General features: G+C 53.0%; 16 protein-coding genes. 7 read left to right on the forward strand and 9 right to left on the reverse strand.

The features are described 5' to 3' along the window. Positions 1-90 precede the first annotated feature (90 nt). From AC5TBW_RS03140 to AC5TBW_RS03150, 3 genes are all read left to right on the forward strand, one after another. The gene (locus AC5TBW_RS03140) at positions 91-777 is read left to right on the forward strand and encodes a DUF4145 domain-containing protein (RefSeq protein ID WP_495510680.1); all 687 of its coding nucleotides are present in this window, start codon (positions 91-93) and stop codon (positions 775-777) included. Between the two features lie 751 nt (positions 778-1,528). Next, positions 1,529-2,344, forward strand: coding sequence for a hypothetical protein (locus AC5TBW_RS03145; protein WP_495510681.1), 816 nt, complete (start codon positions 1,529-1,531; stop codon positions 2,342-2,344). A 227-nt stretch (positions 2,345-2,571) separates the two neighbouring features. Continuing rightward, on the forward strand, positions 2,572-3,534 hold the full coding sequence (locus AC5TBW_RS03150) for a ribonuclease Z (protein WP_495510682.1): 963 nt from the start codon (positions 2,572-2,574) through the stop codon (positions 3,532-3,534). A gap of 138 nt (positions 3,535-3,672) precedes the next feature. On the opposite strand, the gene AC5TBW_RS03155 is transcribed toward AC5TBW_RS03150, so the two are convergent. Next, complete coding sequence (locus tag AC5TBW_RS03155; RefSeq protein WP_495510683.1) at positions 3,673-4,101, reverse strand: EVE domain-containing protein; 429 nt, start codon at positions 4,099-4,101, stop codon at positions 3,673-3,675. A 1-nt stretch (position 4,102) separates the two neighbouring features. Beyond that, positions 4,103-4,480: a VOC family protein gene (locus tag AC5TBW_RS03160; protein WP_495510684.1), complete on the reverse strand. Its 378-nt coding sequence runs from the start codon at positions 4,478-4,480 to the stop codon at positions 4,103-4,105. A 59-nt stretch (positions 4,481-4,539) separates the two neighbouring features. On the opposite strand from AC5TBW_RS03160, the gene AC5TBW_RS03165 reads away from it, so the two are divergent. Continuing rightward, positions 4,540-4,971: a MarR family winged helix-turn-helix transcriptional regulator gene (locus tag AC5TBW_RS03165; protein ID WP_485750497.1), complete on the forward strand. Its 432-nt coding sequence runs from the start codon at positions 4,540-4,542 to the stop codon at positions 4,969-4,971. 176 nt (positions 4,972-5,147) lie between these two features. Here the strand turns inward: AC5TBW_RS03165 and AC5TBW_RS03170 are convergent, their stop codons facing one another. The 3 genes from AC5TBW_RS03170 to vapB are packed head-to-tail and all read right to left on the reverse strand — an operon-like array spanning position 5,148 to position 6,233. Next, a complete protein-coding gene (locus AC5TBW_RS03170; protein WP_495510685.1) occupies positions 5,148-5,570 on the reverse strand; it encodes a hypothetical protein in 423 nt (140 codons plus the stop codon). Positions 5,571-5,604: 34 nt separating this feature from the next. Next, positions 5,605-6,003, reverse strand: coding sequence for a type II toxin-antitoxin system tRNA(fMet)-specific endonuclease VapC (gene vapC, locus AC5TBW_RS03175; protein ID WP_101145769.1), 399 nt, complete (start codon positions 6,001-6,003; stop codon positions 5,605-5,607). Then, entirely contained in the window at positions 6,003-6,233 is a 231-nt protein-coding gene (gene vapB / locus AC5TBW_RS03180; RefSeq protein WP_495510686.1) for a type II toxin-antitoxin system VapB family antitoxin, read from the reverse strand. Before vapB ends, vapC begins: the two co-directional genes overlap by 1 nt. A gap of 99 nt (positions 6,234-6,332) precedes the next feature. Between vapB and AC5TBW_RS03185 the strand changes: the two genes are divergently transcribed. Further along, the gene (locus AC5TBW_RS03185) at positions 6,333-6,986 is read left to right on the forward strand and encodes a DsbA family oxidoreductase (RefSeq protein WP_495510687.1); all 654 of its coding nucleotides are present in this window, start codon (positions 6,333-6,335) and stop codon (positions 6,984-6,986) included. A 94-nt stretch (positions 6,987-7,080) separates the two neighbouring features. Here AC5TBW_RS03185 and AC5TBW_RS03190 read toward each other — a convergent pair whose 3' ends face one another. Continuing rightward, positions 7,081-8,274, reverse strand: coding sequence for an E22 family MetX-like putative esterase (locus AC5TBW_RS03190; protein WP_495510688.1), 1,194 nt, complete (start codon positions 8,272-8,274; stop codon positions 7,081-7,083). Positions 8,275-8,447: 173 nt separating this feature from the next. After that, positions 8,448-9,020 carry a CGNR zinc finger domain-containing protein gene (locus tag AC5TBW_RS03195; RefSeq protein ID WP_495510689.1) on the reverse strand — a complete coding sequence of 191 codons (573 nt, stop codon included), beginning with the start codon at positions 9,018-9,020 and terminating at the stop codon, positions 8,448-8,450. 92 nt (positions 9,021-9,112) lie between these two features. Here AC5TBW_RS03195 and AC5TBW_RS03200 point away from each other — a divergent pair, with 92 nt between their 5' ends. Next, entirely contained in the window at positions 9,113-10,075 is a 963-nt protein-coding gene (locus AC5TBW_RS03200; RefSeq protein ID WP_495510690.1) for an alpha/beta fold hydrolase, read from the forward strand. Between the two features lie 110 nt (positions 10,076-10,185). Here the strand turns inward: AC5TBW_RS03200 and AC5TBW_RS03205 are convergent, their stop codons facing one another. Continuing rightward, entirely contained in the window at positions 10,186-11,358 is a 1,173-nt protein-coding gene (locus tag AC5TBW_RS03205; protein ID WP_495510691.1) for a UbiH/UbiF/VisC/COQ6 family ubiquinone biosynthesis hydroxylase, read from the reverse strand. Between the two features lie 106 nt (positions 11,359-11,464). On the opposite strand from AC5TBW_RS03205, the gene AC5TBW_RS03210 reads away from it, so the two are divergent. Further along, positions 11,465-12,331, forward strand: coding sequence for an NAD-dependent protein deacetylase (locus tag AC5TBW_RS03210; protein ID WP_495510692.1), 867 nt, complete (start codon positions 11,465-11,467; stop codon positions 12,329-12,331). Between the two features lie 51 nt (positions 12,332-12,382). Here the strand turns inward: AC5TBW_RS03210 and AC5TBW_RS03215 are convergent, their stop codons facing one another. After that, complete coding sequence (locus AC5TBW_RS03215; protein ID WP_495510693.1) at positions 12,383-13,279, reverse strand: AraC family transcriptional regulator; 897 nt, start codon at positions 13,277-13,279, stop codon at positions 12,383-12,385. Positions 13,280-13,306 lie beyond the last annotated feature (27 nt).

Raw genomic sequence — 13,306 nt, forward strand, 5'->3', positions numbered from 1 at the left:
TGCTTTGCCTCATGGCGAGTCAGTGGGATAAAGTCAAATGATGTGGCTGTAAACTCTCAATCAGTGCGCTGGCAATTTTATTGAGGGTATATGGCTGAGCGTAAGATCACTGTGAGACAAAATCGAGGGATTTTGAAGAGTATGAGCGGACAACTACACACCCCACCCAAACACAACAAGTCAGCATTTCACTGTCCAGCCTGCCAAGCTTATGCGAATCAAATCTGGGGCGAAGCGTTATCAAGTTTTAACTCATCAGGTTTCAAAAACGTTGAAGGTGTCTCTTTTGCACATTGCACACATTGTCGGAATAGATCTATCTGGGTTGGGGGTAACTTGATTTATCCGGCTTCTACGCTCGCGCCGCCACCGAATCCTGATCTCCCAGAGGAAATCTTTGATGACTACGAGGAAGCTACTCGGATTGTAGGCGATTCTCCGAGAGGTGCCGCTGCTCTGTTGCGCCTATGCGTCCAGAAGTTATGTAAGCATCTTGGAGAGCCGGGCAAAAACATCAACGCCGACATCGCTTCGTTAGTGAAGCAAGGTCTCAATCCAATAGTCCAAAAAAGTCTCGATGTAGTTCGGGTTGTTGGAAATGAAGCGGTTCACCCGGGAACAATCGACCTCAATGATGAGCCTGAGACTGCGATTGCACTTTTCAATTTAGTGAACATCATCACTGAAACGATGATCACCCAGCCAAAAATGATCGAAACGCTATATGAAAAACTGCCAACAGAAAAACGCGAGCAGATTGACCAAAGGGATAGGTAACTGCCTAACAATTGCCTTAAATTCGTTTTGGTCTTGATGGGCCTTAATCATTCTTTTTTTCTTCGCTTCTTAACGAAGAATCCTCCGTTCATTCAGGAGTTAGATTTGCGAAAGTGAGTAGTGATTGTTGATACCGATGAAAGTCATGTTCATTTCAAAGTTTGTAGTGATCCTATCTTTGACCAGTTCTTTATGGATAGGTATATATTCTCCATTACTGTACTTAACGATACCCAGACTCATGAGCTTCAAACTATTAAATTTCACTCTTTTGCTGATTACATTGCTGACCAAACCGAAATTATGGATAGTAATAAGTATTTCAATATTAATGTTAATTGTCATGAAATTCTTTTTTGAAGGGCAATCTATTTTTTTTCAAGCATGGGGACGAAATCTGGTCGGGCATGATTAATCCTGATGTGGCACTGGAGCAGAAAGTATTTATTTTAAATTTATTTATTCTGATAACAGGTTTAGCTATTTATAGCACAAGCATATTTAAGTTGCTTGTAATACATCAAGACAAGCGTTTTGGTACTAAGTCATGAATGTAAGTTTTTAACAAGCACTATCACAAACGCGCTGGTTGGGAGCATGACTAGCAACAAGTTGTTCGCATGTGGCAGTATTAGCTGTCACAAGAGGAATTTCTTAGAGATGCGAAGAGATGTAAAAATAAAAAATCATGGTGAGAGCATTTAGCACCAAAACCAATGATTGCAGCGGACAAGCCGCTGAATGCGTCGTTATGCGTCCTGAACGTCGGACAGCGAGGGAATATATGAGACGGATCGGAATTCTGAAAGCAGAGCGATTAGCAGGTTTGCTCAACTGGATAGGCTTTCCAGCTATTGCCCTTTACGTTGTCTGTATGCTCATATTTCCTTTGATAGAGGGTCACGGTGAGTGGACCTATGTTCAGGATGTTTGGGATCGTTGGCAAGGTCTAAATGTAGGAATGCTAGCTTTCATTTCAAGTATCACCGCTTTCAATATTTCACGGTTCAATGCAGAAAAGCAAAGAGAGCGAGAGTTTCTTGCTTCACAGGCGTTTGTTCCTGCAGCTCTGAGTCAATTGGTTTCTTATTTTAAAGAATCAGCGTCGGTGTTTATCGCTGGATGGGAACTTGCGCCAGGCCAGAAACCAAACATCGCTGTTCCAATATTACCGGACGAATATAAAGAGGTATTTGGAAATTGCATTAGACATGCTGAACCTGATGTCGGTGTGTACTTCTCAAAACTACTTGCCAAGCTGCAAGTGCATGATGCTAGGATAAGAGATTTTGTTGATCGGATGCATGATGAGAGTGATATAAGCCCAGAAAAAAATAATTTGATTTCATATTTCTATCGACTTGGTGAACTATACGCATTGGCTGGGAAGCTATTTGATTATACGAGGGACTTTCAGGAGCTTGATTTTTCCCCGCTCGAATGGTCAGATTTCCGAAATGCTTATGGGAATTTAGATATTTGGGTAGATGAAATCAGGATTGATGACTTAATGAATCTTGAGGCGTTTACTAAACGGGCAATTGTTAGAGCGAATAAAGACAAGTAACAAAGCGCAGAAATTCGAGCTTGATCGCGGCTCGCGCCGTTGCGTGCTTCATTATGAGCTAGGAGCGCTAATTTTTTAACTGTAAGTAGCGTCAGCCAAGCTTGCAAAATATAGCTAGCTGTCAACTGCATAAATGCATACCTAATTATTACAGTAAAAGCAATTATTCTTAAATTTAGTCAACTGCCAGTCAAGTGTCTTAGCTCCTAAGTGAGCACAAATAAGCTATGAATTTACTATTCCTAGGCACCTCCGCTGGTGTACCCACCAAAAGCAGAAACGTCTCCGGCATCGCTTTACGAGAGAGCAAAGGGAAGGGCTGGTACCTGATCGATTGTGGTGAGGGCACCCAGCATCAGGTCTTACATACTAAGTTGTCGTTCCATTCACTGAAAGCCATCTTGATTACCCACGTGCACGGCGACCATTGCTATGGGCTGCCGGGCATACTGGCGAGTGCGGGAATGGGCGGGCGGAAAACGCCGCTTACCATTGTGGCACCCGCATGTATCAAGGTATGGCTGGAAGCCACCTGCGAGGCCACACAGCTATGCTTGCCCTTCGCCCTGGAGTTTATCGATTCGGACGAGCTGCCCAGCGTTGAGTTTGAAAGCATCGCGGTGACCACGTTCAGGCTTTCACACCGGGCGCCGTCCTATGCCTATGGGTTTACGGAGACAAAGGTCGATGCCGCCTTGGATGTGGATAAGCTAGCGCAGAAGGGCATTCCGAGAGGGCCGTTGTGGGGGCAGTTGAAGCAAGGGTTTGATGTTGAGTTTGAGGGTGAACGGTTAAAAAGCCATGACTTCTTAATCTTCAAGCACAAGCCTAGAAAAGTGGTGATCGCTGGGGACAATGACCAGCCTGACTTGCTGTTTGATGCCTGCGCGGGCGCGCAGGTGCTGGTGCATGAAGCCACCTACACCGAAGAGATGGCCCAGAAGGCCGGTGATGTGGGGCATAGCTACGCCAAGCTTGTCGCCGCGTTTGCCGAAACCGTACAACTGCCCAATCTGGTGCTGACGCACTTTAGCCCACGCTACCAGCCTAACCCCAATGCGTCGCCCTCCATCGAGGACATTCACAAAGAAGCCCAGAGCGCCTATTCGGGCTCGCTATACCTGGCGCGGGATTTTGCCGAATACACCCTGGATAAAGCGGGCCACTTTTCTGAACTGGCGGGCGAATAACCTTTTTTCTACTTCGCTTGCAAGCAGGCGATTCACTACCAACGCTGGCTTTGCACGTATCTCGCAGCGCTAACATCCGCAACCTTTGTGGGATTCTCCAACGCTGCTATTAAAAGGTCGCGAGGGTTTGTTGGGTGATTACCAATCCACGCCCATCGCAACGGCAATGCTTCGAAAATCCGTTTCGGAAAGCTCCCTTTTTGCACCACGCATGACGATGCCCCAATTCGCCTTTCGACCTCGTGTCAGTTCCAGCACCTCAAGGAGTGGTTGGATCGGGGCCGGTACTGCGGTGAGCAGGTAATCCACATCGACACGGTGAGGATGAAACCCCATGGATTGATCCGCTTGGTAGGGGCTTTCCGAGGTGATTTTGCCGATGGTCGTAAATGCCTGCACAGGAGCGCCGCCGTCTATTTTTTCGCGTGGGGAATAATAGACGATCCAGTCGCCTTTCTTCAGGCCCCTGACGGCAGACTGCTTCCCGTGACCCAGTTGGGCAAATCCACCATCACGGCCTGCCCGCGCATGTTGCTCACAGGCGACTCCCATCCAGTAGCGGGTCATGTCAGCTTTCCTGACTTATGGCGGTGTGCGCCGTGATTGTGTAGCCGAACGGATCGCGGAAAGCGAAGTAACGGCCGAAGGGGCCATCCTTGGGAGGAAATACAATTTCGACTTGGTCTCTGGCGAGCTCTGCATGAAGAGCATCGGCATCATCGCAGGCAAACCATAGCGCAACCCCGGCTCCCAAATACTCGTTGGCGGCTGACAGATCGGAGAGAGGCTTGCGAACAGCGAAAGGCGCTGGCTTGCCGTCGAATACCACGGCGTCAGGCGGGCCCTTGATGATGGGGAGGCCGAGCTTGCCATGATAGAAATCCTTGGCGGCTTCCAGGTCATCTGCCTGAATGCCCACAAAATCGATGCCGATGAGAGACGCCATGCCCTTTTCTCCTAGTCATGTATAATATCAGCTACCTGATATAGTGTAAGGAAGCTTATATGGTAAAGCAATACAGTCTGGAGAGGTCTTTGGGGTACAACCTAAAAAGAACTCAGCATCGGTTACGCCGTCGCATGGACGAAGCTCTGAAGGCGTGCGGACTTTCCACCGCACAAAATGCCGTACTTTCCGCGTTGATGAGCCAACCGGACATGACAAACGCTGATCTCGCCAATGCAGCCTTTATTACGCCTCAGTCCATGCAATCTGTTTTGGCGGGGTTAGAGACAGCAGGGTATGTCGTCAGGCGGCAAGATGACCGCCACGGCCGCCGTCAGCTCGCTCGATTAACGCCCAGTGGTGAAGCTAAGGCGCTGCAAGGCCGACAGGCCGCGGCACAAATCGAGGCCGCGCTGGCTAACGCCGTTTCACCTCTGTCAGAAGACGAGGCGTTGGCGCTCCTTTACCGAATTCAGAAAACGTTGGATTAGGGGAACTGGTCGTAGGATAGGGAGCAGTGCTAGGTCACTGAGCTGCCGGTTGCTAAAGCAGCCTTGGTTGGGTGTGTTGATAGTGTGCTCCGCGTCAGCGTGAAAGTTAGGCGGTAAACCAGGCGGGAATATGAGTTTGGACTAAGCTGGGCATACTATTGTTCTTGCCCCGCAGATCAGTCGCGGCAATAGCCTTCACCTGTTGCGACTACCAAGCAGTCTTCCTTTTCCAATAGCCACTTCATGCCGGTGGCTTCGCCGTCGCCCGCACGAAGCAGCTGTGGGCCGTCCTCGCGATTGAAGCTAATGCCCGCAGCGGTGGCCTGTCCTTCGAAGGTGCCTCTTTGATCGGCATCCAGGCCGTACTGCATTTCAAGCAGATAGTGGCCGGGGCCTGCAGTCTCGTTCTTGCTGATGTCCAGAAATAGCCCTTCTACGCCTGTCCATCGGCCAACCCATTGATCGGTCTCCGGGTGGTGGGGCTGGTTTTGCTCGGTCGACGCATCTGAGTCCGGCGCGCCTGATGCGGCGGTATTGCTGTTTTGAGCGCACCCGCTGATAAGTAATAGGGTGCTTAACGCTAACGCTGTTTTGATCATCGGTATTGATACCCGTTGGGGATGAATAGTCGTCTTAAATCCAATCCTCTACTCGAAGTCCTGGGACACGACTAAACTCACCTAGATTATTGGTTACCAGAATCAGGCCTCTTGAACGAGCATGCCCGGCAATCATCTGATCGTATGGGCCGATGGGTGTGCCCGCTTTGGCCAGCTCGCTACGCAGCTGGCCACTGTGGTAAGCGGCACTGGGGTCGTAATCGAGAACTTCCAGCCGCGCCGCAAATCCTTCTATCACACCCAAGTTTTTCTCGGGAGACGCGGACTTCTCAGCACCATACACCAACTCCATGAGTGTCACGGTGCTGATGCAGAGCTGGTCGCTATGCTGGTTAAAGGTCTCACGAACATGGGGAGGTTTATGTTTGATGGTGAAAATGCAGATATTGGTGTCAAGCATGTACTTAAGCATCAAAACGCCTCGCGTTCCTGTTCGTTTGGCTGCTCGCGTTCACTCATAAAGTCTACAGTGACACTTTGACCATCAAACCAACTATCCCACGCTTCACCTACGGGGGTAATTAAGCGCGCGCGACCCAAGGCAATAACATCAACACGTGTAACGTTCTCAGGCAGCGCGAGGGATTTCGGCATACGCACCGCTTGACTGCGGTTACTTTTAAACACCGCTGCTTTTTCCATGGCGGTCTCCTTATCAGTACTGCCGTTACTCACTATATACACGTAACATACTTTCTTTAGTTTGATCGAATTTTGGGATATGTCAATGGGGTATACAAAATGCAAAAGGTAAGAATCGACCTGGTATCCGATGTGGCCTGCCCGTGGTGCGCCATTGGCTACCGGCGCTTGGAGCAAGCGCTAGAGACACTCAATGGCGAGATCGACGTTGAGCTGGTCTGGCAGCCTTTTGAGCTGAACCGCGATATGCCGTCCGAGGGCGAGCCGATCCTGGAGCACTTGTGCCGCAAGTACGGCAAGGATGCTGCCAGCATGGAGCAGTCCCAGCGCGAGATTATGGCCGCCGCCGAAGAGCTTGGCCTGAATTTCCGCGGTGCCCTGGAGCGTCGGGCGAACAATACCTTCGCGGCCCACCGCGTGCTGGCGTGGGCCGGAACGCAAAACCAAGAGACAGCCCTGCAACTGGCACTGTTCGAGGCCTATTTCGGTGAGGCGAAGAACCCCGCCGACCCAGCGGTGCTGCGTGAGAAGGCCATTGAGGTTGGGCTGGATGGCGACGCTGCCGAAGCTATCGCCCGCTCAGACCAGTACGCAGACGAAGTGCGCGCAGCAGAACAGCGATTTATGGAGGCAGAGGTAAACGCCGTACCGGCATTTATTCTCGATGGACGCTACCTGATCTCAGGTGCCCAGCCCGCCGACGTGTTGGTCGATGCGCTTCGTCAGGTGGCCGAGGAAAACGCTAGCCGCTAACGTTTTAGAGGCTCTGGCCTGGCGGCTAGTTAGTCTGGTTCATATCGCAACTTCTTAAGCGCTGGCTTTAGTCTAAAAGCCAGCGCTTAATCTTTTACTGTAAAAACTCTCGCAACGTGTCACTCGCCTGGTCGATGGAAACCACGCCATCCAAGTGGCCGCGATTACCTTCCAGGGTTTCAATCGTCACGTCGGTGCCGTCTGCTTCAATCAGCTCGGCGGTGCGGCGCACACCTTGGGGCGCAAAGACGAGATCGTTTTCGCTATACAGCATCAGGGTCGGTGCTTCGATAGCGGCAAGCCCTTCCTCTAACGAGTCGCCATGGCCCCCTATAAAGGTTTGGTTGGCGCGTACCAGATAGAGCAGGTGGTTGGCGTCAGAAGTGGCAGCCCGGGCGGCAGCAATGTCATCCAGCGTTTTCTCGATCGCGTAGCGGGCGTTGATATCCTGGGCCGGGTCGCGTGCTTCGTCGGCCCAGTCGCGATTAAACGTCTCGTTGGCCCACTGCCAGTGGTTGGCGTTGAGCGTCACCAGCTTCAGCGCTTCTTTTAGGCCGTCGGTGGGTGGTTCGCCGTCGTAGTAATTACCTTCGTTCCAGTTGGCATCCAGCCGAATCGGCGCGGCCCAGGCGCTTAGGGTTGCCAGCAGCCACGGGTCGGTAACACCGGCGCCAATCACGGAGATTAAGCGTTCTACTCGGTCTGGGTAGGCGCTGGCCCACTCGATGGCCTGTAGCGCGCCCATCGAGGCACCCATCACCGCATGCAGTGATTCAATGCCTTGGCTCTCCAGTAGCTCGCGCTGTACCTCGACAAAATCGCGGATGGTGACGACCGGGAAGTCCATGCCCCAGGGTTCGCCGGTATCGGGATTGATGGTAGCGGGCCCGGTGGTGGTGACGTTGGGGTCATTGGCACCGAGATTGACCAGCGTGTCCGAGGAGATAATGTAGTACTCATCGGTATCCAGCGGCTTGCCGGGGCCAATGATCGCATCCCAGTAGCCGGTCGGTTGCCCCTCTGCCTCATAGCGGCCTGCCGCATGGCTGGTGCCGGAGAAGAAGTGGGTGATCAGAATGACGTTATCGCGGGCGTCGTTGAGCTCTCCGTAAGCTTCCCAACCCACCGTGACGTTGGGAATCGTCTCGCCACCCTGGGTAGTGAAACTGTCCATTTCGAAGGTCTGTTTTTCGACGACCCCATCCCAAGCCCAAAGAGGTGATGCCAGTAGAAGGCCAAGGCCGGAACAGAGCGTTGCCGTGAACAGCGTTTGTCGTGTAGATGCCATTGGGTTGCCTTTAACGAAGGTTTATTGTGATTGTTTTAGGCCACCGGCAGTAGCCACCCTCTCAGCGTAGTAGACCCTAGCGCATTTTAAACGGATTCAGCTCGTTGGCTGGTCATGCGTTTGGCGCTCTGTCCTCGAGGCGGCTGACGCAAGGTGCCACACCATAAAGCATGCTATGTCGATTTTTTTCTCGCCCGGTGCGCTGCTGCTTTCATTCTGTTTCCGCAGGACGCCATGCTACACCAGCGGCGACGGTGCGATTTCGTTTGATCATGGAACAGTAGAACGCAGTCCGAAGCTTCGCACTCTTTTACGAGGTGCAAATCTTCCTCGGTAAGCAACTGGACGAACGCTCGGGCGATAGGTTGCAACAGGCTCTCGCTTTCCATGTTGCGCGGATAGGTTCTTTTCTGAAACACCAACTCACTTGGCTGCCATTCGATTTTCTCGATTGGATAGCCTCTTTCAAGCACGTGGTTTACCGCTTCGGGATCTGCGGCCCGCCCTTGCTGTGCCGAGATCAGGAGATCCCGCATGTTGTCGCGCAATTCCCGAGCAAGCTGGACGAGCCCAGACGGGGGTCTTTCACCATATTCCGACAACACCCCCGCCTGTTGAAGCCAAGCAATGACACTGCTGTCGTCCTCCAGGCACTCTTGACGCGCTTCCCCGACGCCAAAGCATGTGTTGATGAAATCAATGGCGAGATTGTTTGCGATAAACAGGGGCGTAGTAGTTGATGCCATATTTAGTAACCTTTTAATTTATGTTTGACAGGTTACTATTATTCTTACTAACCTTCAAAATTTTTTATTAACGGTTACTGAGGGGCGTGTCTATGTCATCTGAAAATATGTCATCTAAAAATACGTTGGTTTCTACCAATACCCGTGAAGCGTCGCTGAACAATGTTAGTCAGCCCTCTGGCTCGACAGCATGGCAGGTTCGCTATCGCGTCGAGAAAGTGGGCGATGTGGAGGTTTTCTATCGTGAAGCGGGGCATCCTGAAGCGCCGACCGTGCTGCTGCTCCACGGGTTTGCTGCCTCCTCGTACATGTGGCGGGATGTGATTGAGTCGCTTGCCGATGGGTATCACGTTGTGGCCCCGGATTTGCCCGCGTTTGGCTTTACTCAATCACCGGCGCGCGGTGAGTATGAGTACACCTTTGCCAACCTGACGAGGACGATTGATCAGTTTACTGAGCAATTGAAACTCGACCGCTACGCCATTGCCGTTCACGACTATGGTGCCCCTGTGGGCTGGCGTTTGGCGCTGGCTCACCCATCAAAAATCACCGCTATCATTTCGCAAAACGGCAATGCCTATGAGGAGGGGCTTTCAAAAGGGTGGGAGCCTATCCAGAAATATTGGCATACGCCTTCGCAGGAGAATCGTGATGCCCTTAGCGATTTTCCGACGCCGGCGTCTATCAAATGGCAGTACGTGGAGGGGGTAAGCGATACCAGTGCCGTAGCGCCGGATGCCTATACGTTAGAAGGGGCTCAGATATCTCAGCCGGGTATGGCGGATATTCAGCTCGACCTGTTGTTGGACTACGCCACCAACGTTGCGAAGTATCCCGAATTTCAGGCCTATTTTCGGGAGTACCAACCGCCGCTGCTCGCCGTGTGGGGGAAGCATGATCCGTTTTTCCTGCCGCCGGGAGCAGAAGCCTGGAAGCGGGATATTCCTCAGGCCGACATCCGCTTTTACGACACTGGGCATTTCGCATTGGAAACCCATGGCAGTGTCATTATCCCGGCTATTCGTGAGTTCTTGGACAGTCACCTGAAAGCATGAGACGCAAACTGCTCATGTTTGTGCATTTTTATCCACTATGCGACGGGCTCGACGCCCGTCGCGTTATGCTGGCATGTCCATTCGCCGGAAGGCGATGGTTTGATGAGTAACTACCACATCTTAAAAGGATTCAAGCCGTTGGCTTGTTGCATCATCATTCGCTTGGCGAACGGGAAGCGCTCGGCGAGCTGCAGGCTTAAATCACCCAGTTGGCGCAGCGGTTTGGCCCCGGTAAACAGGTGATGAAACGTGTCGGTGGCGGCGATCATCGCTTGGTTAGCCGCGCGGCGCTGGCACTCAAAACGGAGCAGATTGACATAGTCGCCGGGGTCGCGGCCTTGAATGATAATCTCGGCCAGGGTGTCGGCATCGTGCAGGCCGATATTCAAGCCTTGGCCTGCCAACGGATGCACCACATGGGCGGCATCGCCAATCAGTGCCAGGCGCTTACCGATATAGCGGTGGGCGTGCTGGCGCTTGATGGGAAAGCTGGCCCGAGCGACGATGCGGATGAGGTTACCCAGGCGTTTGGGGAACGCCATTTCGATGGCCGTTTTAAGCGCGTCATCGTCCAGCTGTTCGCGGGCTTTGGTGGCTTGATCAGTGTCGTACCACACCAGGGAAGCACGATGGCCGGGCAGTGGCAGCATGGCAATGGGGCCGGTGGGGGTAAAGACCTGCCAACTGACATCCTGCTGTGGCAGCTCCGTTTCCACATTGATGATCATTGCCCGCTGATGGTAGTCGTGGCTGCTAACGCTGATCCCTGCGAGCTCGCGCAGGGTGGATTGGGCGCCGTCGGCGCCGACGATCAAACGTGCGCTTAGGGTTTTGCCATTATCCAGCTCCAGCAGACGGCCAGTGCTTGAAGTGAGGGTGTTTATTGGCGCGCACTGGGTGTAGCAAGTGACGCTGGGCAACTGCTCCAGGCGCTGCCATAGCGCGTACTGCAGCGTGCGGTTTTCGATAAAGAGGCCGAAATCTTCCATACCGCTATCTTTTGCGGAAAACAGCGAGTGGCCAGTGCCGTCCTGGTTGGACACATCGATATGCCGAAACGGGCAGCAGCGCTCCTCTGGCAACGTCGTGCCGCTAGCTTTGATAAACGCCAGTGAGCGCGCATTCAGCGATGAAATACGCAGGTCATAATCACCGCTGGGTTCGGCGGGGGCGTCCCCTTGTTCTACTAACCCAACGGAGAATCCCGCATGGCCCACGCGGGCTGCCAGGGCGGCGCCCACCATGCCGCCACCGACAATAATAATGTCATGATCGTGCTGCATAAGAGTCTCTCCTGGGTGCACAATAACCGTTGAAGGGCGCGTTGCATGCCCCTCTATTGCTATACAGTATCGTTGAGTTTGAGCCTTATTGCCTATAGGTGAAAGTTTGACGCAGGCCGTGGAAATAGCAGAAAGCATTATGCAGGCGGGTGAGGAACTGGCTGATTTTATTCAGCGGCACCCCAAGCTGTGGGTGATTACCGGCGCAGGAGTCAGTACCGACAGTGGTATTCCGGACTATCGCGATGCGGATGGCCAGTGGAAGCGGCCGCCGCCGGTTCAGCATGGCGACTTCATGAGCTCTTATCACGTTCGCCAGCGCTACTGGGCGCGGGCGCTGATCGGCTTTAGCGCCATGCGAGAAGCCCAGGTGAGTGGTGCGCACCGTGCGCTGGCCGCGCTGGAGTCGCAGGGGTATATCCAGCAACTGGTGACCCAAAACGTTGACCGTTTACATCAGCGCGCCGGTTCGCGACGGGTGATCGACCTGCATGGCCGGGCGGACATGGTGAAGTGCATGGTGTGCGACTATCACATGATGCGCCACGCCATGCATGCCGAAATGGCGCACATGAATCCGACCTTTGCAGGCTTGCAGGCCGGCCACGCCCCGGACGGCGACGCCGACCTGGAAACCGACTTCAGCAGTTTCCGCATTTTCGACTGCCCGCGCTGTAGCGGCATACTGAAGCCCGACGTGGTGTTTTACGGCGATGTGGTACCCGCCGAACGCAGGTTAGCAGCACAGGTGGCGCTGGCAGATGCGGATGCGGTGCTGGCCGTGGGCACCTCATTGATGGTGTTTTCCGGCTACCGTTTCTGCCGCGCCGCCTACGATAGGGGCATACCGCTGGCGTCGCTCTCGCTCGGCGTCACCCGGGCGGATGCGCTATTGACCCACCAGTGGCGCGCGGGGCTGACGCCAGTACTTGAGCATGCGGTGCGCTGTTTAAAGGGTGCTGAGCGCAGTTGATAACTCTTTTGTATTCAATGTCTTGTAGCACAAGAAGCCATGATAAACGGGTTAAGCGACTGACTGCGTTCGGGCTTTGATGTTTTTTATATCGCGTCCTGGGGGCAATCCAAACAGACGGCTATACTCGCGCGTGAACTGCGAGACACTCTCGTAACCAACTGCGTAAGCCGCGTGGCTGATTATCTCTCCCTTCGACAACATCATCCTACGAGCCTCGATCAAACGGAGCTGTTTTTGAAATTGGAGAGGCGTCAGGGAAGTGATGGATCTGAAATGCTCATGAAACGAAGATAGGCTCATACCTGCGGTTTCTGCCAGTTGCTCTATGCGGAGCGGCTCAGCAAAATGTTGACGGATGAATGACACCGCGCGTGCAATGCGATTGGCGTGGCTGCCAACAACACCAAGGCGTCGAATTGCAGTGCCATGGCGTCCTGTCATCAGCCAAAAATGCAGCTCTCGAATTAACTGATTCTGGAGTATAGCCAATGATCCTGGGCGCTCAATAAGACGCATTAGGCGCAATGCAGCGTCAGAAACGTCTCTCTCTGTTGTATCAACACGGACGGGCCTATCGGTGTCTAGCGAGCTGGCATCTATCTCAACGGCAAGATCCTCAATGACGGCGGGATCAAGTTCAAGTACGAGCGAGAGGTAGGGGGCTTTGATACTAGCCCGCGTGATCTGACTAACGGTGGGGACGTCAGCGGTAATCACGAGGGACTCGCCTGCGCCAAGGTCATAAGTGCGGTTTCCCATGATGACTCGTTTGCTGCCTTGAAGCACCATGGCCACCAATGGTTTGTCTATATTGAAGTGCAATGCAGTAGGCTTAGTCTGACGAATAATCGTCAAACCAGGGATAGGTGTTTGAGTAACGCTGGTCGTCGAACCAACGCGTGCCTCGGCATAGCGGTGCACTGTCTCAAGTAGGTTTTCATTCATGAATTAAACATTAAGCGATACCCTTTC

Source organism: Vreelandella sp. ssv (genome assembly GCF_059448525.1).

What these genes read in the sequence shown, in the direction of transcription:
- AC5TBW_RS03195 (WP_495510689.1), bottom strand. Translation starts at nt 9,020, where the DNA reads ATGGCATCAACTACTACGCCCCTGTTTATCGCAAACAATCTCGCCATT.
- vapC (WP_101145769.1), bottom strand. Translation starts at nt 6,003, where the DNA reads ATGCTTAAGTACATGCTTGACACCAATATCTGCATTTTCACCATCAAA.
- AC5TBW_RS03165 (WP_485750497.1), top strand. Translation starts at nt 4,540, where the DNA reads ATGGTAAAGCAATACAGTCTGGAGAGGTCTTTGGGGTACAACCTAAAA.
- AC5TBW_RS03140 (WP_495510680.1), top strand. Translation starts at nt 91, where the DNA reads ATGGCTGAGCGTAAGATCACTGTGAGACAAAATCGAGGGATTTTGAAG.
- AC5TBW_RS03190 (WP_495510688.1), bottom strand. Translation starts at nt 8,274, where the DNA reads ATGGCATCTACACGACAAACGCTGTTCACGGCAACGCTCTGTTCCGGC.
- AC5TBW_RS03205 (WP_495510691.1), bottom strand. Translation starts at nt 11,358, where the DNA reads ATGCAGCACGATCATGACATTATTATTGTCGGTGGCGGCATGGTGGGC.
- AC5TBW_RS03200 (WP_495510690.1), top strand. Translation starts at nt 9,113, where the DNA reads ATGTCATCTGAAAATATGTCATCTAAAAATACGTTGGTTTCTACCAAT.
- AC5TBW_RS03215 (WP_495510693.1), bottom strand. Translation starts at nt 13,279, where the DNA reads ATGAATGAAAACCTACTTGAGACAGTGCACCGCTATGCCGAGGCACGC.
- AC5TBW_RS03170 (WP_495510685.1), bottom strand. Translation starts at nt 5,570, where the DNA reads ATGATCAAAACAGCGTTAGCGTTAAGCACCCTATTACTTATCAGCGGG.
- AC5TBW_RS03150 (WP_495510682.1), top strand. Translation starts at nt 2,572, where the DNA reads ATGAATTTACTATTCCTAGGCACCTCCGCTGGTGTACCCACCAAAAGC.
- AC5TBW_RS03145 (WP_495510681.1), top strand. Translation starts at nt 1,529, where the DNA reads ATGCGTCCTGAACGTCGGACAGCGAGGGAATATATGAGACGGATCGGA.
- vapB (WP_495510686.1), bottom strand. Translation starts at nt 6,233, where the DNA reads ATGGAAAAAGCAGCGGTGTTTAAAAGTAACCGCAGTCAAGCGGTGCGT.
- AC5TBW_RS03160 (WP_495510684.1), bottom strand. Translation starts at nt 4,480, where the DNA reads ATGGCGTCTCTCATCGGCATCGATTTTGTGGGCATTCAGGCAGATGAC.
- AC5TBW_RS03185 (WP_495510687.1), top strand. Translation starts at nt 6,333, where the DNA reads ATGCAAAAGGTAAGAATCGACCTGGTATCCGATGTGGCCTGCCCGTGG.
- AC5TBW_RS03155 (WP_495510683.1), bottom strand. Translation starts at nt 4,101, where the DNA reads ATGACCCGCTACTGGATGGGAGTCGCCTGTGAGCAACATGCGCGGGCA.